15 protein-coding genes and 1 riboswitch are annotated in these 19,000 nt (G+C 53.3%); of the genes, 6 read left to right on the forward strand and 9 right to left on the reverse strand.

What is annotated here, in order from left to right; genetic code table 11:
* Positions 1–4 precede the first annotated feature (4 nt).
* From hisA to argC, 5 genes are all read right to left on the reverse strand, one after another.
* The gene (gene hisA / locus KTT_RS01125; protein WP_126594235.1) at positions 5–724 is read right to left on the reverse strand and encodes a 1-(5-phosphoribosyl)-5-[(5-phosphoribosylamino)methylideneamino]imidazole-4-carboxamide isomerase; all 720 of its coding nucleotides are present in this window, start codon (positions 722–724) and stop codon (positions 5–7) included.
* Complete coding sequence (gene hisH / locus KTT_RS01130) at positions 721–1,329, reverse strand: imidazole glycerol phosphate synthase subunit HisH (RefSeq protein WP_126594236.1); 609 nt, start codon at positions 1,327–1,329, stop codon at positions 721–723. Before hisH ends, hisA begins: the two co-directional genes overlap by 4 nt.
* Positions 1,330–1,583: 254 nt before the next feature.
* Positions 1,584–3,908: an HAD family hydrolase gene (locus tag KTT_RS01135; RefSeq protein ID WP_126594237.1), complete on the reverse strand. Its 2,325-nt coding sequence runs from the start codon at positions 3,906–3,908 to the stop codon at positions 1,584–1,586.
* 175 nt (positions 3,909–4,083) lie between these two features.
* The gene (gene argB / locus KTT_RS01140; RefSeq protein ID WP_126594238.1) at positions 4,084–4,953 is read right to left on the reverse strand and encodes an acetylglutamate kinase; all 870 of its coding nucleotides are present in this window, start codon (positions 4,951–4,953) and stop codon (positions 4,084–4,086) included.
* A 59-nt stretch (positions 4,954–5,012) separates the two neighbouring features.
* Positions 5,013–6,101 carry an N-acetyl-gamma-glutamyl-phosphate reductase gene (gene argC, locus KTT_RS01145; protein ID WP_126594239.1) on the reverse strand — a complete coding sequence of 363 codons (1,089 nt, stop codon included), beginning with the start codon at positions 6,099–6,101 and terminating at the stop codon, positions 5,013–5,015.
* 943 nt (positions 6,102–7,044) lie between these two features.
* On the opposite strand from argC, the gene KTT_RS01150 reads away from it, so the two are divergent.
* Positions 7,045–8,523, forward strand: coding sequence for a cation diffusion facilitator family transporter (locus tag KTT_RS01150; protein WP_126594240.1), 1,479 nt, complete (start codon positions 7,045–7,047; stop codon positions 8,521–8,523).
* Between the two features lie 576 nt (positions 8,524–9,099).
* A complete protein-coding gene (locus KTT_RS01155) occupies positions 9,100–11,376 on the forward strand; it encodes a protein kinase domain-containing protein (protein WP_126594241.1) in 2,277 nt (758 codons plus the stop codon).
* 81 nt (positions 11,377–11,457) lie between these two features.
* On the opposite strand, the gene KTT_RS01160 is transcribed toward KTT_RS01155, so the two are convergent.
* From KTT_RS01160 to KTT_RS01175, 4 genes are all read right to left on the reverse strand, one after another.
* Complete coding sequence (locus KTT_RS01160; RefSeq protein WP_126594242.1) at positions 11,458–12,483, reverse strand: ABC transporter substrate-binding protein; 1,026 nt, start codon at positions 12,481–12,483, stop codon at positions 11,458–11,460.
* Between the two features lie 195 nt (positions 12,484–12,678).
* Complete coding sequence (locus tag KTT_RS01165) at positions 12,679–13,557, reverse strand: ABC transporter permease (protein WP_160145563.1); 879 nt, start codon at positions 13,555–13,557, stop codon at positions 12,679–12,681.
* Positions 13,558–13,751: 194 nt separating this feature from the next.
* Positions 13,752–13,914, reverse strand: a riboswitch (FMN riboswitch).
* Between the two features lie 56 nt (positions 13,915–13,970).
* Positions 13,971–14,702: a PIG-L deacetylase family protein gene (locus KTT_RS01170; RefSeq protein ID WP_126594244.1), complete on the reverse strand. Its 732-nt coding sequence runs from the start codon at positions 14,700–14,702 to the stop codon at positions 13,971–13,973.
* Positions 14,703–14,934: 232 nt separating this feature from the next.
* Positions 14,935–15,297 carry a DoxX family membrane protein gene (locus KTT_RS01175; RefSeq protein ID WP_126594245.1) on the reverse strand — a complete coding sequence of 121 codons (363 nt, stop codon included), beginning with the start codon at positions 15,295–15,297 and terminating at the stop codon, positions 14,935–14,937.
* 320 nt (positions 15,298–15,617) lie between these two features.
* Here KTT_RS01175 and KTT_RS01180 point away from each other — a divergent pair, with 320 nt between their 5' ends.
* The 4 genes from KTT_RS01180 (at position 15,618) to cofD (ending at position 18,986) form a co-directional block, all read left to right on the forward strand.
* Entirely contained in the window at positions 15,618–16,481 is an 864-nt protein-coding gene (locus KTT_RS01180) for a hypothetical protein (protein WP_126594246.1), read from the forward strand.
* Between the two features lie 99 nt (positions 16,482–16,580).
* Positions 16,581–17,348 carry a coenzyme F420-0:L-glutamate ligase gene (gene cofE / locus KTT_RS01185; protein ID WP_126594247.1) on the forward strand — a complete coding sequence of 256 codons (768 nt, stop codon included), beginning with the start codon at positions 16,581–16,583 and terminating at the stop codon, positions 17,346–17,348.
* A 25-nt stretch (positions 17,349–17,373) separates the two neighbouring features.
* Positions 17,374–18,042, forward strand: coding sequence for a nitroreductase family protein (locus KTT_RS01190; protein ID WP_126594248.1), 669 nt, complete (start codon positions 17,374–17,376; stop codon positions 18,040–18,042).
* Positions 18,043–18,050: 8 nt separating this feature from the next.
* Positions 18,051–18,986: a 2-phospho-L-lactate transferase gene (gene cofD / locus KTT_RS01195; protein ID WP_126594249.1), complete on the forward strand. Its 936-nt coding sequence runs from the start codon at positions 18,051–18,053 to the stop codon at positions 18,984–18,986.
* The last annotated feature ends 14 nt before the right edge of the window (positions 18,987–19,000 follow it).

The following is a 19,000-nucleotide window of genomic DNA, read 5'->3' on the forward strand; positions in this document are numbered from 1 at the left end:
GTGTTTACCTCTTCTCTATTTCGCCAATCGCTGCCGCGAGGTCGACCGCCCCCGTGTAGATGGCTTTGCCTACAATAGTACCTTCTACACCGCTGTGTGATAAAGCTCGCAGGTCGGCCAGCGAACTGACACCACCGGATGCGATAAGGGCGCTTGTTACCGCCTGCCGCATCTCGTTAAGCGCTTTCAGGTTGGGACCCGTCAGGGCGCCATCGCGGGCGATATCGGTGTAGACGAAACGCTGAACACCCAGCGCCTCCAACTCGCGAGCTAGATCGACCGCAGCGACCTGCGAGGTCTCCAGCCAACCGGAGATGGCGACCAGCCCGTCGCGCGCGTCCAACCCCACGACGATGCGCTCACCCCAGCGCTCCACCGCCTGCCGCAGTAGGTCCCGGTTGGTGATGGCAACCGTCCCCAGAATAACGCGGTCTACACCCAATCCCAGCACCTGCTCAATCTGCGCTGGCGTGCGCATTCCACCACCGACCTCGATATGCATGGTGGTCACCGCCCGGATACGCTTGATCAATTCGGCGTTGACGGGATAGCCCTCTTTCGCCCCGTCCAGATCAACCAGGTGCAGCCAGGAGGCTCCCGCCTCCTGCCAGCGTAGCGCCACCTGTACCGGATCGGTATCATAGGTGGTTACTTGCGCGTAATCTCCCTGAAAAAGGCGCACGCAGCGCCCATCCTTAATATCAATCGCAGGTAAAATGATCATTGCTTCACCCATTTTACAAAATTGTTGAGCAGTTGCAGCCCAACATCACCACTCTTCTCGGGATGAAATTGTGTGCCCCAGACCTGATCGGTGGCAATCACGCTACAGTATGGAGAGCCATAGTCGGTCACGGCGGCTACGCCGGTCTGGTCCTGCGGCTCAACATAATATGAGTGCGCGAAGTAGAAGTACGCGTCGGCTGGCAGCCCGGCGAAAATAGGCTGGTCTGGCTGCAGGGTCTGAATCTGGTTCCATCCCATGTGAGGTATCTTGGGACCATGTGGAATCCGGCGCACCGAGCCGCGAAACAGGCGCAGGCCCTCCACTTCACCCTCTTCGTGGTGATCCGCCAGCAGTTGCATTCCCAGGCAGATGCCTAAAAATGGTTTGCCCTGAAACGTGGCTTCGCGAATCGCCCTGTCCAGTCCGCGCGAGCTCATACGCGCCATAGCCGCCCCCCCGGAACCCACTCCCGGCAGCACCACAGCCTGTGACTGCGCTACTACCTGGGGATCATCCGTCACCTGCACCTGCGCGCCTACATGCTCGAGCGCCTTCTCAATGCTGTGAATATTTCCCGCGCCATAATCGATGATAGCAATCATGCTAGAACCCTCCTGACATAAAATCAACCACTCTTCCCGGTTTTTTATTTAGAATATGTCTTATTCTCATGATCATCACCTGCGGAACGTTTGAACTTTCGCACCCATGGTGCTTACGAGTCCATGGTGTGTTGGTGGAACAGGAGCGCAAATGCGCCCCTGTTCCACCAACACATAAAACCAGCGCGGCTGCGCAGCGGACGCGCGTGTGGGGGCGCTCACGTGCCCCCAGGTGACAGGGGTCAGACCCTTTCTTAAAGGATCGGAATATTCCCCATCTGCACGACCTGTGAGAGTCCCAGCCAGCAAATGGCGGCCGATCGCTTTGTGTCATCTAACAGGTTAACGGTCAGCAAGGGACAGCACAGCAAGGCCAGTCGCACGATCTCTTCCCAGTTCTCTGGCAGCGCGTGCCGCTCACGCAGGAGCTCGATCAGTTGTGGCAATAGATAGGTTCTCTTGGCGTCCAGTATGGCCTGCCGCACTGGTGTCAGGACATAGTTATGCTCGACGATGATCTTTTTATCCCGCACCTCTACAGCGATAGAAAGCTCCTGCTCAATCTCCTTTGGAAAGTACATCCAGGTCGCGAACACATTATGAAAATACGGTTTGACGATATCCAGCAGGGGTGTATGCCGCCCGGCAAAGGCTGGATCAAAGTACTGATAATGCGTCTGCTGCTCCAGGAAAACATTGCCAAAGTGAGCATCACCATGACCGATAACGGTTAACCCTGCCTGGGAGGGATCCAATACATCTTTTGCTCGTTCTAGCAGCTGTCCCAGCGTTCGGCCATATACGCCTATCTCTTCACCATTGATCATCCATTCATACTGTAACAAATCAGCAAAGGATAGTCCCTTTTCTTCTGACTGCGGCTGATCGGGCAAAGGAAACCATTTGTCTTCATAGAAACTGGCCAGCCGTCCACCGGTCAGACGATGCCAGAACAACTGGTGAATGGGAGCCTGCGCGTGTTCCTCGGCTGTACTCTCTTTGAGGGTAGAGCGATAAATCTCTAGCAGGCGCTCGCATTCACGTCGCTCGGTCGCCGCCAACAATTCTACATCCGCCTGCGAGGTGTCGCCAGTCTCGACGGCTCTCATCAGGTCAAACATTACCGGGGCGCCGATTACCGGATAAATGACCATCTGCTGACCCTTTTCGTGCACGGTCCGCAGCGGTCGTACGATGTTATAGCCAGCTTTGTGCAGGAGTTCGGCGTGATAGTACTCTTCAAGGATACCCTGCTCTTCTACATGCGTCTTAAAGAAGTACTCTTCCGCCCCCAATCGATACACGCCATTGAAGGAGTTGAGCGAGACCGCTTTAGGGGTCAAACGCACCTCGTCCACGTCCAGGTCCATATGGTGCATAAACCAGCGCTTCAATAATACTTCAGCCTTGTCGCGCTCCAGAAACTGCATGCGCTGAATCGTCGCCAGGTCATCCAGGCGCTGCAGTAGCTCTGGTACCCTGGTGACATCGGGGATCATAAAGTCGGGCTGGCTCTCTTCCAGCAGGCGACGCGCTTCCAGGGTCATGGCACCGGTCAGAACAGCGATGACCAGGGCTCCGGCCGCATGTCCTCCGCGTACATCGCTGGTGGTATCGCCGACTACAATGAAGCTACCGCGTGCAGGCAGCGGCTGGTGCGGTTGATACGCTGGATCAGCGGCGGCTAAAAATTGATACGGATGGGGCTTGACCAGCGAGGTGTTATCTCCCCGACTCCGCAAACGCTCTTCGGCCTGCGCGACCTCGGCGTGAGTCATTACACGTGCGGGATCAAAATATTCGAACAGGCCGTAATTTTGGAGCGGAACAATGGCCTCACGTCCCGGTCGGCCGGTAGCCACACCCAGCGTATACCCCTGCTTACGCAGGGTCTGCAATGTCGCGCGCAGCACCTCAACGTCCAGAATAGGCTTCTCCAGGTAGATACATCCATAACGAGCCGGTTGCGAAGGGGCGTGATGATATTCCTGCTCAAACAACTGATCACCCAGGTACGCCTCCTGAAACAGATCCTGGCACAGTTTCCAGAAAGGACTGTAGCGGGCGAAGACCCCTTCAACTGGCTGGCCAAGAAGCTCGCTGGCATACTGATTCAGGCGCTCAAAAAGCTCAAAACCACTATAATTTTGAAAAGGAGCTTGTTTCAGTAGCTCATAGCAGGACCTGATAGACACCTCTTCACCCTCCAGTTGACCGAGGGACCGACGGAAGCGCTCAACCCAATGGGCATCCCAGGGCTGCAGCGGAAATAAAGCGGAGCGATCGGGTAGCCGGGACAGTAAATCAACCAGGCAGACGCTGACCGCGGCATAACAGGTATCCCAGTTAGAATTAATCGAGCGGGCCTTAAAGCCCAGCATGATCTCTACCGGCAATACCTCGTGGCTTAAACGGTCACAATCTTCAGCTGTGGCTGGTGGCACATAGCTTTCAACCCTGTGCAAATTCCAGTAGCGAGGACTATATGCGATTTCGTGAAGCACCAGGCCCGCCGTAATCCAGTAGGCCTCTTCACTGGTAATGACACCATCTAAATCAAATACAACAACGTTGCTCAAGACATCCCTTTCAATTGTTTAAACACACTCGGCCACTCTCGGTAATACCTATCTCAAAGATAGTGTATCATCCCGGTGCGAGCTTGGCGATAAACGTACGGGCAGACGGCACAAAAAAGGACAGCCAACGATCTCCTGGCTGTCCCCTTTGACGACTATGCTCGTTGTGCCGTGGCTAGCGAATAATCATTGTGCCCGCACCCTTATCGGTGAACAGCTCGCGCAGCAGGACGTGGGAATCCCCACCATCTACGATATGGACGCGAGGTACCGCGACCAGTGCGTCCAGGCAGGCCGTCACCTTTGGAATCATGCCGCCATGAATCACGCCCTCATCAATGAGCTTTCTGGCATCAGATTCGCGCAGTTCGGAGATCAGGTTGCCATCGGAGCCACAGATGCCGGCTACATTGCTTAAAAAGATGAGCTTCTCGGCGTTTAACGCGCCCGCCAGGTGTGCCGCCACCAGGTCGGCGTTGATGTTCAGGCAGGTACCATCTGGCCCTTCACTCAGCGGGGCCACAACCGGAATATAGCCATCTTTTAACAGGGCTTCCACTGGCGTCGGATCCACCGAGTCGACCTCACCCACAAAACCAAGACGCTCATCTATCATATGCGCCCGCACCATACCGCCATCGGTTCCAGAGAGGCCAATGGCCTTGCCACCCATCTGCGATGCCATCAGAACAAGGCCCTGGTTCACCTGGCCCAGCAACACCATGCGCACAATTTCCAGTGTGGCCGCATCGGTGACGCGCAATCCATTGACGAAACGGGTCGGCAGATTGAGCTTTGTCAGCCATTCATTGATATAAGGACCCCCACCATGCACCAGTACAGGGTAAGCACCCAGCGCACGCAGCCAGATGATGTCTTGCAGAACCGAACGCTGATGCTCCAGGGTGCTCCCACCCAGTTTGATCACCAGCGTTTTGCCCTTTAAAAAGTCAATATACGGCAGCGCTTCACCCAGTACCTGTGCGATAAGATGATGGTCGCTGATAACATCACCCTCTGGGGTGCGTGAAAATGAGATTGCCATAAACTGTACTCCTCAGAATAGATGATTGCAAAAAAATCTTATATGTGATGTAAAAAGTATTATGGATGTACGCCTAGCGAGGACAAACCGGTTGTCTCTGGCAATCCATAGAGCAGGTTCGCGTTTTGGATCGCCTGCCCGGACGCTCCTTTGACCAGGTTATCCAGACAGGAAACGACGATCAACCGTTTTGCTCGCTGATCAACAATAGGATAGATAAAACAATGATTGCTTCCATAGGTCCATTTGGTGTGCGGCGGTTGATCGACCACATGCACAAATGGTTCATTGGCATAGTACTGTTCATAGAGTGCGCGGATCTCGGTGGTTGCTGGCAAGGCCCCATTTTCGCCTTCCTTGAGGTCAGCATAGCAGGTAGCGAGAATACCGCGCGTCATCGGCATTAAATGCGGGACAAATGTAATACGTAACGCTTTCTCAAAAGGATGGCCATGGGCGGCGGCGACCGCCGTCAGTTCTTGCGCGATCTCCGGCATGTGCCGGTGGCCGGACAGGCCATAAGCGCTTACATCTTCATCGGCCTCAGGAAAGTGATAGGCCGCACTCGGATTGCGCCCACCACCACTGATGCCGGTCTTCGAGTCAATGATGACGTCGGGTCGAATGATATCGGCGGCAAAGGCAGGGCTCAAAGCAAGGATCGACGTGGTGGTATGGCAGCCCGGATTGGCTACCAGGCTGGCGTTTCGGATCTGCTCGCGATAGGTTTCGCATAGACCGTAGACCGCGTTCTCCAGCAGGGCTGGCGCCGGATGGGTATGCTTGTACCATTCTTCATAGGTCACGACGTCACGTAGCCGGAAATCGGCCGAGAGATCCACCACCTTTGTTCCACGCTGCAACAACTTGATCACGGCTTCGCCTGCCGCCGCGTGCGGCAGGCACACAAAAGCCAGGTCGGTCTGAGCAGGCTCTTCAGTAATCACGAGCGCTGGATCTATTGCTGGCTGCTGACCCTCCAGGGTAGGGATGCCCGCGCGCAGATAGGGGAATACCTCTTCCAGGCGCTTCCCTACGGTACTACGCCCGGTTACAGAGGTCACCACAAAATCAGGGTGCTGCGCTAATAAACGCAGCAGTTCCGATCCTGTATAGCTTGTTACATTCACAATAGAAACAGTCGTCATTGCCGTCCACCTCGCAAAAAACTTTTACCAATAAAAAAAGCCTTCATCCCTTATACTTCATTCTGCAAGGGACGAAAGCCATTGTTGCTCCCGTGGTACCACCCAGTTTGTCTTCCACATTTATCTGAGAAGTTGCTTAAACAACTACTCTCCTCGTACCACAGTGTAGCGAAGGTGGAAAGACCACTCTTTCTAGCTGTTGTGCTGCATGGGAGCCACCCATCTGTCCTACTTGCCCTGGCACGCTGCCCTTTTTCTTTCATTTGCCCTTCACAGTCTCTCTATTTACTAAAAAGGCTGGCACGAGAAAAAAGAGACACATCGAGCGAATTTTTCAACCAGGACTTTCTTCGGATAGCCGCTCACAAAGGGGTTCTGAGTGGGTACACCGTTCCGAACTCTCACCAGGCGTCGGATCTCTGTTGGCTCCCAATCTCATACTGAGTTTGATCATCGCGGGTCAGTCTTTATATATCAAGTTGTTATCAACAGCATAACAGCATAACATGTCTGTGTCAATTCATATTTTTTATGGTAGTAGTATAATCATATAGCACTATTAACCATATCCGACTGTACGCCTATTCGATCTCGCCCCCAATTAAATTTTTTTGCGTGAATCATTCTATAAAAAGTGGTTACTCTCATGATTATCGTCCAGAGCACACTTGAGCCTTCGTACCTGTGATGCTCAGGAGCTCACTGTGATTTAATGCATGGGGAGAGCTAAGCGCTCCCCATGCATCAAATCACAAAACCAATGCGGCCGCGCACGCGGACGCCTGTGTGGAGGCGCGCAAGTACCCCGATAAGATGAGGGTAAACATTTTACAAAAAATTCTTGCCGTGGATCATTGCATCGAGTAAAATGGGGAACGATGTGCCTGGAAGAGCAGGCACGAGCAAGCATACGCTTTTTTGATAGAGGAGGCAGTCCGAGAGCATGTCACTTTCAAAGAGTGCCCAGCGGGAAAAGACGCTGGCCGCCATGTCGTCGGTAATGGCAGCCATCGGCTTGACAGGCTTGAAAATTCTGGTCGCGGTTCTTACCGGGAGTCTGGGTATTATGGCCGAGGCGGCCCACTCGGGTCTGGACCTGGTAGCGGCGCTGATGACGTTTTTCGCAGTACGCGTCGCCGATCGTCCCGCCGATGCCAATCATAACTATGGCCATGCCAAGGTTGAAAATCTCTCCGCTTTCTTAGAGGCCTTGCTGCTGCTGGGCACGGCCATCTGGGTAATCATTGAGGCCTCTCGCCGTTTACTCTATCACGAGGGCCATGTCGATGCCAGCATCTGGGCTTTTGTGGTCATGCTCATTTCGATTGCGGTTGATGTGACCCGTTCACGCGTGTTGCTGCGCGTCGCCAGAAAGCTGGGAAGCCAGGCGCTGGAGGCAGATGCACTGCATTTCAGTACCGACGTCTGGAGCTCGGCGGTCGTGATCTTTGGCCTGCTGGTCGTTTACCTGACAAATCTCTTTCATTGGCCAGCGTGGCTAGCCCAGGCAGATGCGATTGCCGCATTTGGCGTCTCGGGCATTGTGATCTGGGTAAGCTTGCAACTGGCACGTGAGACCATCGATGCCCTGCTCGATCATTCTCCAGGCGCGCTGGCGACCCAGATCAAACAACGACTGACCAGACTGGATGATGTGATAGAGGTGAGGCGCGTGCGTGTGCGTCGCGCGGGCAACAGATGTTTCGCGGATGTGATTATATCGGCTCCACGCACGCTGACGTTTGAGCAGATTCACCATCTGAGCGATCTGGTCGAGGGTGAAACAACGGACGAGGCACATACCTTTTCAGCCGTGGATGACATCGATGTGGTGGTACACGTCGAACCGGTTACCTCTCCTAAAGAGACGGTCACTGATCAAATTCATTACCAGGCGGAACGCCATGGGGTACATGCACATGATATCCATGTGCGGGAGGTCGCCGGTAAGCTCGAAGCTGACTTTGATGTCGAGGTCCATGCCGATATGAATCTGGAACAGGCCCATACCATCGCCACGCAATTAGAACAGGCCCTGCTCCAGAACAATAGACAGCTGCGCCGTGTAACCACCCACCTGGAAGCGCCCGATGAAAATATCGTGCAGCGCCAGGATGTCACGATACAGTACCCAGAGATGGCCGCCAGAATGTGCCGCATCGCCGATGGGATCGCTGGCGCAGGAAGTGCCCATGATATCCACCTCTACCGGCCGCATAGATTAGTAGCAGAAGTAGGGGGTCATGGTACAAAAGGGGCACCCGAATTAGATCTTGTTTTGCATGCAATTTTCGATGCACATGCGCCCCTCAGTCAGGTCCATATTGACGCAGAAAAAATCAAACGCGCCCTACGCCGCTCATACCCCAATCTCAACACCGTCGTCATACACACAGAACCGCCAGAGGATCCAATCTGCTGAGATTATGTCGCCTCTTTCAACCTCTAGTACCGGGCTCTATCACCCGGCGCCAAGGTTGACGTACACGAAACGTCTATTATAATGGGTTAAGAACTAACACAATCTCACCTTCTATCATCGCCTGCGGCCCACCTGAGGTTTAGCACCTGCGGTGCTCAAAGGTCACATGTTTATTAGTGCATCGGAGGCGCGAATGCACCTCCGATGCACTAATAAACAAAACCGGCGCGGCCGCGCGCACAGGGGCGCGTGAGCGCCTCCTGGCAAAGAAAAAAAAACCATAACTTTTTTCGCACACAACCTTTTCTCCAGCCATACGGCCCGGGAAAAAGTATGGTACCTTATATACATAGGAAAAGCACAGCAAAAGTTGATAGTAAAAAGGTATGAATAGTAAACCAGGAAAATAGGAGCCATTAAGGAAATCACTTGCAACGATTCTGTCCACAATGAAAAGATCGGCCAATACATTTGCCAGGGGCTGGACAGGATGTCAAAGCTACACTCCTTAATTAGAAATCTTTCTCATGCAAACTACCAACCAGTTGATCTATTTCATTGAGAGGAAACACGAGCGTGGTAACAGATAGCAATGAGTTACTAGGGCAAGCGCTCGGAACATGTACACTCCAACGTCTCCTCGGACGCGGTGGTATGGGTGCAGTGTATCTGGCGCGCCAATCACGGCCACGGAGAATCGTGGCCGTTAAAGTACTTTTACCTGGCCTTCTTCTTGAGCAGCGATCACGTAACGAGTTTCTGGCCCGTTTTCGTCGCGAGGCAGATGCAGTGGCGGCACTGGATCATGTCAATATTATGCCAGTGTATGAATATGGTGAGCAGGGGGATCTTGCCTACCTGGTTATGCCCTATGTTACCGGTGGAACGCTGCGTGAGGTACTTGAGAAGCGCGGTATCCTTTCGCTGGAAGAGGTGGTTCCGATCATTGAACAGGCGGCTGCCGCACTGGATAGTGCGCATGCACAGGGCATTGTGCATCGCGACTTAAAACCAGGCAATATTCTGTTGCACGCCGATGGCCGCATCCTGCTGGCCGACTTTGGTCTGGCCAAAATGCTCAAAGATGTAACCGATCAGGAAAATACCAATGGTCACCTCACCAGCATCGGCACTATTGTGGGAACGCCGGAATACCTTTCACCTGAACAGGGAACCGGCAATAGCATTGATTATCGCACCGATGTCTATTCTTTAGGGGTGGTGCTCTACCAGATGCTGGCCGGTCGTGTGCCCTTTACGGGTACGTCTCCGGTGGCCGTGGCCATTAAACATACACTGGAACAGGCACCACCCATTACGCGCTTTAATCCACAGGTCCCAAAGAATGTCGAAGCGGTGGTAATGAAAGCGATGGCGAAATCTCCCGCCGATCGCTTTAACAGTGCTGGCGTCTTCGCGCAGGCATTGCGCCAGGCCGTGGCTGAAGCACTGGGAGATCGCTTCCCCAGCGTCGCGCCTCCCTCCCTTGGAGAACATATCACTCCTGTGCTTTTACCACCATTGAAGATGGAAAACGAATCCGAGACGCCGTTTGAACCAGTGACGTCTGATGATGAAAAGCTCGCTCAAGCAGTGGGGCAGCCAGATCAAAAAGAAGAGGCGACACCAGCGTCAATGTCAACCATGCAGGTCGAGCATGCCAGCGGTGATAGATCAGATGAGCAAGATGAAACCAGACAGGCCGAGGTGACACCTCTCCTTTCCGAACATACACAGAATCGCTTACAGGCAATGCCGACTGTTATCACCGAAATGGATGCTACCATTGCCGATCACGCTCTCCCGGAGACCCTGGCGGTACCGCTGGCACATGCGCCTGTGCACTCGGGCACGCCTACCGTCGATCCACCGGAGGCGCACTACTACCGCGAGGCAGAGACCGTGGGCAAACCAACACCATCACCATTGCCAGCTGCCAGCTCACAGCCACCGCAGGTCCAGTCCGCTCACGAGCTGCGTCAGCCACAGATCCAGGTTTATCCCGAACGGCTTTCTCACGCCAGGCGCCGTCAGCCTGGCGTACTCATGCCGCGCTACCTGGCACTCGCCGGCGCCGTGCTGGCCGTGGTTCTCGTTATCGCGACCGCCAGTATCATTTTCAGCAACCAGCACAGCGGTTCGCCTCATTCCCAGCCAGCTGACATTACCCAGGCCTCATCACCAGGCACGGGCACCGCGGTCAACATCGGCAAGACTGATCCCAGCAAGTCAGCTACGCCTTCACCGACGACGACCGTACACGCGAAATATCCTTTGCCTGATCCCAAAGTGAGCGGCATGGGAAGCCTTATCTATGGTACCAACTATCCAGGCACTTGCGATCCTCAAGGGGCGAAGTGGCAGGATACAAGCATCCAGGCGGTGTGCGGACCGGACGATTTACGTCTATCGAGTCCCTCATCCACTGCCGCCGGTACATTCCTGACCCAGTTACCCAACGGACAGACGCTGCCCGATAGCTATTATATCCAGGCACAGGTAAAGTTGAACACTCCTGGCAGCCAGTTTGGCTTCTATTACCGCTATAAACCTGATGGCGGCTACTACACCGTTATGTTTAACAGCACCAGTTGGACCACGACCTACACCGATAAAAATGGCAATCCATCTCAACTGGCCTCGATTGGATTGCATGGTACCCAGCTGGACAGCGATACCGCCACAATCGATATCCTTGTCCAGGGGAACAACTTCATCTACTACGTAAATGGTGTTCAGCAAGGAACGGCCAGCGGCAACTTCGGTGATAGCAATACCGGTGGCAGCATCGGTCTTACCGTTGCTTCAGGTTCAGATGTCTCCTTCAAAAATGTCGCCATCTACACAGCCTGACCTATACGCACCAACAAAAACGGACCCCGCCGGTGATCGGCGGGGTCCGTTTTGCCATCAGATGGACAGCAAATTAGCCTCTTATTTATTGGTGTAGATCTGTGAGAGATTATCCACAGGGGCGATTATTTTTTGCGATACCAGGAACTGCTCGGTCGATTGCCAGGTCGCGGGATCGTTATACCCCAGCTTTCCTGTGCCCTGGTAAATCGGGATGGTGGCCTTTAGTACCGCCAGCGCCTGATCGGTATTCATACCGGGCACGTAGCTCTTACTGATATCCACCGCTTTCTGGGGATCGGCAATGACATCTTTCAGTCCTTTGATGGTGGCCTCGACAAAGGAATGCACCGTCTGCGACTGGTTGGTGTAGGTGTCCTGGGTGGTAATGATGCCGTTGGAGACCAGTGGCGTGTAATCCGACACCGCAAAGGTGCGCACATGAAAACCATTCCGCTCCAGTTGCAGGGGCTCATTATTGGAGTAGCCAACCACGGCATCGACTTTGTGGGTGATCAGAGCCGAAACCTGGTTGAACCCGATCGATTGCAGCTTGACATCAGATGGCGTCAGTTTGCCCGCCTGCAGCAGAGCGAGCACCCCGGTGTGGGTCGCCCCAAAGGGTCCCGGCTCACCAATAGAATGACCTTTTAGATCAGCCAGAGTGCGAATTGAGGAGTCTTTGGGGACAATGATGCTGACAGGATAACGCTGAAAGATAGTCGAAACATCTATCGCCTGCAGGCTTTTATTTTTATCATGGGCCACCAGCAATTCATCGCCACTGGCAAACACGAAGTTGTTCTTCCCCGCGGCCATGGTGCCGATCAGATCGGTGACGATACCGTGGTTGAAGGTCACATTCAGGCCCGCATCCTTATAATATCCCTTGCTCTGGGCAACGTAAAAAGGGGCAAACTGGATATCCGGATTGTATCCTAACCCGATCGAAATATTCTTCAGCGATTTATCAGAGCTACCGCCGGAGTTGCTGCTGGTGCTATTTGTTGTCCCCACCTCTCCACAGGCGGCCAATAACACGGTGCACAGTACAGCGAGTGCTATCAGTTTCCAGGTCACAGGTAAACGATGAGATATGAATGACATCGAAGTAGTTTCTGCCTTTCAATTCGTTTTAAGACATGAGAATAGTAAACAGGTAGGTGCTTGTTCTACCGGTTACAACAAGATGTTTGCCGGTTGAGCAACACGCACAGCATGAGCGTCTAACGCGTTCTACTGTTTCTCAGTTAAGGGAACAATATGCATAGGCATATCATTCCCCGGTGGCGCTCCCTTTTATTAATAGATCCTATCCGCCAGTTTAATCAGCAGCCAGGTCGCGCTATAGTACAGGGCCGCCAGTATGGCCAGGATGATTACAGTGGCGAACATAAAGGACATGTTGTACTGATGCAGGGCCATCTGGATCAAGGCGCCCAGACCCTTGTCGGGGCTGCAGAAAAATTCCCCTACCAGCGCTCCCGTGATTGAGAGCGTCAGACCCGTGCGCACCGATGCCAGCACGGCGGGTAACGCCAGCGGGAACTCGATGTAGGATAATAATGAGAGCCCCGCCGCACCTTCTAGCCGCGCCGCGTCCAGCAACTCACGATCAATGGTCTGCACGCCAAAGATGGTGTTGATGACCATGGGGAAGAGCACGACCAGCATGCAGATGATCGTTACCGGCAATGGCCCGGTATTAAACCAGAGAAACAGAAATGGTGCGAGCACAATAGCTGGGATCGCCTGGCCGGCCGATAGGTACGGCTGCAGCATATTGGCCAGGAAGCGTGATTTGGCGACCCCATAGCCCAGCGGCAACGCCACCACCACACCCAATAAAAAGCCCGCCAGGCTTTCCTGCACGGTTACAAGAATATGCTCCCAGTACAGTCCTCCAACCAACCCATCAATCAAACTGGCAAACACGTCTTTAGGTGGTGGAAGGATAAACGCGTTAATGCGCCCGGTAGCAGTAGTAATATACCAGGCGAACAAAAGTAGTAGCCCTAAAACAAATGGAGGCAAAAAATTCCAGACGGTATTGAGTTTTTTCCAGGAGCGCGCCCGCCGGGCTGCTCCACCATTCTTTGCGTCCAGTTCAACAGATCTGGCGCGTCGATGTTTGCGCACATCCAGTTGCGCGCTATCAGTTCTTGAAGTTGTAGCACTCATAAGAATTGATATCCCTCGGTTCTTAGCCAATACCGACATCTCTTTTCTGAAAAAGGCAAAAAAGATAGATGTCAATTTAACTAACCCAGGGGGACATAAGAGGGAGATGTGATTAAACCAGGCGCCGGAGTGAATATACGAAAACACTCCATCCGCCACGGCGATGCCGTCAGACGCATGACACTGGTTCACATTATAACCTTCTCCCATCCGGACTATACCGTCGGCTTCGGCTTCTCACCGAATCTGTTCGCCATTGATCAAGAAGCAATCAATGGCAAACTCGCGGGCTCGACACAGCGTTATACGCCCTGTCATACCGCCGGTAGGGAATTTCACCCTGCCCCGAAGGTTTTATTTGTGGTTATTATGCCATATACGAGTCGAAATATGCAAGTGCTTAAGTTCGCAAGCTAACGGTTCTCGACACGATGAAATTCTTCACCATAACTGTAGCCGTACTTCTGGCCTATCTGGGCATTCAGGTCGCGCAGAAATTTTTCGAGCTCGGCGAAGCTCTCTCCCACCTGACTGTCGTGCGCCCGCAGAGCCTCAAGCTTGAGATCGATAGTTGAAGCAATATCAATGCTATGATTTTGCACCGGCGTACCAGAGATGTATACTTCCGAAACTTTGTGCGGCTGCAATCCTTCCTCCAGCAGTTCAGGGAAATCCCAGGGATTCTGGGAAGCGGGATAGATGGCCGATAACGTGGCCTCGCCGGCCGCCAGGTGATCGGGATGATAGCGGGGAATGATCAATTCAGGCGTCCAGGTACGTTCAGGTGACTGGCAGATAACACGCGAGGGACGATAGGTGCGCAATTGGCGTACGATCGAACGGCGTAGATCCAGGTCTGGCTGCAAACGACCATCAGGATACCCCAGAAAGATGACGTCTTTCACCCCCAGGATGCTGGCAGCGGCACGCTGCTCTTTCATGCGAGTCTGACTTACACGCAGCCTTGCTTCCAGACCGACGTCAGTCGCGCTATCGGAACCGCCACCACTGGCATCCGTACAGATAACATAATAGACATCCCAACCCTCACGCACCCACAGCGCCACGCTACCCGCGCAATCAAACTCTGCGTCATCGGGATGGGCAACTACAACCATGGCTACTTTATGCTGTTCTTCTTGCATCGCGATTTCTTTCGTTTGTATTTAAATATGTCCAATATGGAACCTGCAAAGACGCAGGAAATGCCCGCAAGAAGATGCCCACAACCAGCTTTTCATCTATCAGCGTTGCTCGTAGGCCGCACCTTGCGGGCGATAGTCTCTGCCATGCGGTCTCAAAAAACTGTTGCGGCGCACCGTGTTATCATTTGACCGCTCAGGCACCAACTGACCAATGTTTATTGTACACTATACATTAATCATTTTTGTTGGCAAGCACCATCAACAGGCCGCCCAGTGTAGAAAGGTTCTTGAAAAAGTGTACCTGGTGATTGGCACGGCCCGCGGGAGTCTCTTCTTTCCAGAAGGGATGCCCCACAAATGTTGTGGCTGTCAATGAACCAAGCAGCGCTAGCGCGGAGAGCTTTGGCAGCACACCCGCGGCCAGCGTGCTACCCGCGACAACCATCACTGCTCCATTCAAAATGGTAGCCTGCCGTGGCTGCGGCACACCCGCGGCCTCCACTTTTTGTACTCGTCCACCTGGTTCAGCAAACGCTCCTGCTCCACCCACAATAAAGATCGAACCTAGCAGTAATTGCCCCAGAGTCTTAAACATATCAGCTACTCACAATCCTTCGTAACAAAAGTGACTAATTAACACACTCTAGTCAGTCTATATAAAACAAGCAATTTCGCTTGCTCTCTATATAGCGCAATTTCAGGAGCAACGGTTTCACCTACCATACATCCTTCCCACGCCTGAATATTACTTCTATCCATGCGCTACCAGACACCGATCAACTACTTAATCATTATTGCACCTCTGGCTTTACATACCTCCGAATGATGGAACATCATTTATACTAAATGCGTCTTCACTGTAATCATTAAACGCACTGTAAATGCATGTCTATCCACTGGAGGGTAAATAAAGTTATGTGTAATTATGACGTCAGGCAGCATTTGATCACGCCACAACGCGGCTTTCATGCATTACGCAGACTCGCCGTGAGCGCAGTGATCTTTTGTGGTTTGCTGCTGCTATTAACCAACTGCAGGCAGCAGGGACAGCAACCTGTTCGATCACACTCGGTAGCTACGCATCCAGCAGTAAATGACACCAGGCGGCTCACCCAACCAGATGGAGGCGCTATCTCATTTCGTGCCACCACCTCGTATGCCACAGCTTTACGTATCGTAACCAATCTGGGACTGCAGCTCGCTATAGGATGCGCGGGACCGACTCTGCCCTGGCAGCCAATCGGTTCGAAAGATTACTTCAAGGTCACGCATGCCGTGGGCACTTCTGGAAAAATAGGAGCCACGCCCACAGTAACCTACTATACATACTTGCCCACAATCATGGCGAGGTCAACACCTTTAACCCCGGCCAATTGGCAGGCTCGTCTACTCAGCAATCCTGAAGTTGCCAACATTAAACGCCCTTTAGTTCTTCATTGCCCTATGATACCCACCAGACTGCCAGCCGAAGCAATGGGATCACTGACCCAAAAGCAAGCGGGAACCTATGTCAATGTCCATTTTGCCGCTAATGTAACCTATGATGATGCGCTGTATGCAGCACAAAACAATGGTTTTCGCCTGGCTAACTATTGTTATGAGCACGAACCAGGACAGCCGGCTGACTGGTTACCTATGAGTCAGGATCAGATCTTCGCCCATTCACATACACTGATCGTAGCTACCACTATCCTATCGTCAACAGATTGGGCGAAACGCATGGTTAGGGTGCAAGGCGTTATCTCCTTACAATATCCTTTTTCGAGCGCATGCTCATAATACTTTTGCCCGTGCATCAGCATTCACTGTGAGCGACCGGGTAGCTGTTGCTTGGCAGGACCTCTTCAGAGGGGATATAATGTTTTCACGAGGAGGCCTATGAGCACAGAATTACGTATTATACCAGTTACTGGTATTGGTGAGATCGACCCGGGCATTGACCTGGGAGTTCTCATTTATAAAGCATTACAAGAGCAACAGCTAACATTGGAAGCTGGCGATATACTGGTGGTGACGCAAAAAATTGTTTCCAAAGCAGAGGGGCGCCTGGTCAATCTAGAGACGATTGAGCCATCAGAGTTTGCGAAGGCTTTCGCAGAACGCAATCAAAAGGATGCACGCCATGTAGAGGTAGTATTGCGTGAGAGTAAGCGTATCGCGCGCATGGATCGTGGCGTAATGATCTCTGAGACGTATCATGGCTTTATCTGTGCCAACGCGGGCGTTGATGAGTCAAATGTCGAGGGTGGCGAGTTCCTGACATTGTTGCCAGTAGATTCTGATGAGTCGGCCCGCCAGATCCGGGGCCGTTTACAGGCGTTGTCCGATACACAACCACCGCTGGATATCGCGGTGATCATTTCCGATACCTGGGGACGCGCCTGGCGCAATGGGCAGGTGAATATGGCCATCGGCGTTGCGGGCATGGAGGCGATGGCTGATTATCGCGGACAGCGTGATGCCTACGGCTATGAGATGCGCGCCAGCATGATCGCGGTAGCCGATGAACTGTCCGCCGCCGCTGAACTGGTCATGGGGAAAGTCGATCGAGTTCCGGTTGCGCTGATTCGTGGCTACCACTATACACCAGCCGAGGGAACCGTTCACACGTTGACACGCGATAGTGCCACCGATATGTTCCGCTAGTCAAAATGGATTCCGTAGTATTTTCATGAAAGAAACCAATACAACTAATGATAGCGTGGCTGACCGTCCAGTTACCACACCCAAACGTGTCGCTGATCTTGCCACGTTGATGCGCAGTCGCCGTAGTGTTCGCCAGTACCAGGATAAGGCGGTACCGCGCGAGATGCTTCTGCAAATGCTGGAAGCGGCGCGCTGGGCTCCATCCCCACACGGGCGTCAACCCTGGCGCTTCGTCGTGCTCACCAGACCCGATCTCAAACAGCGCCTGGCCGATGCGATGGGCGCAACGTGGCGGGAAAATCTTGAAATGGATGGACAGTCTCCAGAGATCGTTACCATTCGTCTGGAAAAATCGTATCAGCGTATTCTACGTGCGCCAGCTTTGATTATGCCCTGCCTCTATCTGGAGGACCTGGATCAGTATCCCGATGCACGGCGCCAGGAAGATGAGAAGACGATGGCGGTCCAGAGCATCGGGGCCGCGATTCAGAACCTGCTCTTGACCGCCTATGATCTGGGGCTGGATACCGGTTGGATGTGCGCGCCTCTGTTCTGCCCAGAAGTTGCCTGCGCGGCCCTGGATCTGGATACCCGCTTGATCCCACAGGCGCTGATTCCCGTAGGCTATGCTGCGGCGGATCCCAAAAGGCGCCCGCGCCTGCCTTTAGATAGTTTAATAGTTCGCTTTGATTGAGGTAACAGATGATTGTCGTTCTAGCCGGTGGAGTCGGCGCCGCACGCTTCTTACAGGGCCTCGTCCAGGTCGTGCCACAGGAGGAAATTACGGTCATTACCAATACTGGTGATGATCGCGTCTTTTATGGACTCAATGTCTCACCCGATACCGATATCGTGATGTATACCCTGGCCGGTATTGTCGATGAGAAAAATGGTTGGGGGATTCGCGGTGATACCTTCCATACCATGGAACAATTGACCAGCTATGGCCATGAAGACTGGTTCGCGCTGGGAGATCGGGACCTGGCAACGCATATTCATCGGACCGCACGCCTGCGCGAGGGCAAGTCATTAAGCGAGGTGGCCGATGAACTGCGTGCGCACTTCGGCTTAAAGCTACGCATCCTGCCTATGAGTGATCAACCTGTTGCTACCCATATTCAAACGCCGGCCGGACTTTTTCATTTTGAGGAATACATGGTTCAACGCCGGTGTTCTGATGAAGTACAGGATGTTGTTTTTGTGGGGGCCAAAGAGGCGAAGCCCGCGCCCGGCGTGCTGGAAGCGCTTAAAACAGCCGATGCCATCCTGCTGGCGCCCAGCAATCCTATCGTGAGCATTGGCAGCATTCTGGCCGTCCCAGGCATCCACGATGCGTTGCATGAGACCAGTGGCATGATTGTCGCGGTCAGCCCGATCGTGGGGGGTGCGCCCATCAAAGGACCCGCGGATAAGTTGATGCGGGGCCTGCATATGGATGTATCGGCGGTTGGCGTTGCCCGCCACTATCGCGATTTCCTTGATGTCATGGTCATCGATACTCGCGATGCACACCTGGCCGAGGCTATTGAGGACCTTGGCATCCCTACGTCTGTCACCAATACTATTATGAGTGACAGTCAGGCGAAGGCCGAGCTCGCCCGCCATGTCCTGCGTGCAGCGGGCCTGGATAATTGGTGAAGGTAATAGGAAAA

Origin of the sequence: Dictyobacter aurantiacus (genome assembly GCF_003967515.1) — a bacterium.
Lineage (GTDB): Bacteria > Chloroflexota > Ktedonobacteria > Ktedonobacterales > Ktedonobacteraceae > Dictyobacter > Dictyobacter aurantiacus.

Coding starts and splice junctions, on each gene's coding strand:
- KTT_RS01160 (WP_126594242.1), bottom strand. CDS start 12,483: ATGTCATTCATATCTCATCGTTTACCTGTGACCTGGAAACTGATAGCA.
- KTT_RS01170 (WP_126594244.1), bottom strand. CDS start 14,702: ATGCAAGAAGAACAGCATAAAGTAGCCATGGTTGTAGTTGCCCATCCC.
- argC (WP_126594239.1), bottom strand. CDS start 6,101: ATGACGACTGTTTCTATTGTGAATGTAACAAGCTATACAGGATCGGAA.
- KTT_RS01175 (WP_126594245.1), bottom strand. CDS start 15,297: ATGTTTAAGACTCTGGGGCAATTACTGCTAGGTTCGATCTTTATTGTG.
- KTT_RS01165 (WP_160145563.1), bottom strand. CDS start 13,557: ATGAGTGCTACAACTTCAAGAACTGATAGCGCGCAACTGGATGTGCGC.
- cofD (WP_126594249.1), top strand. CDS start 18,051: ATGATTGTCGTTCTAGCCGGTGGAGTCGGCGCCGCACGCTTCTTACAG.
- KTT_RS01150 (WP_126594240.1), top strand. CDS start 7,045: ATGTCACTTTCAAAGAGTGCCCAGCGGGAAAAGACGCTGGCCGCCATG.
- KTT_RS01180 (WP_126594246.1), top strand. CDS start 15,618: ATGTGTAATTATGACGTCAGGCAGCATTTGATCACGCCACAACGCGGC.
- hisA (WP_126594235.1), bottom strand. CDS start 724: ATGATCATTTTACCTGCGATTGATATTAAGGATGGGCGCTGCGTGCGC.
- argB (WP_126594238.1), bottom strand. CDS start 4,953: ATGGCAATCTCATTTTCACGCACCCCAGAGGGTGATGTTATCAGCGAC.
- cofE (WP_126594247.1), top strand. CDS start 16,581: ATGAGCACAGAATTACGTATTATACCAGTTACTGGTATTGGTGAGATC.
- KTT_RS01190 (WP_126594248.1), top strand. CDS start 17,374: ATGAAAGAAACCAATACAACTAATGATAGCGTGGCTGACCGTCCAGTT.
- hisH (WP_126594236.1), bottom strand. CDS start 1,329: ATGATTGCTATCATCGATTATGGCGCGGGAAATATTCACAGCATTGAG.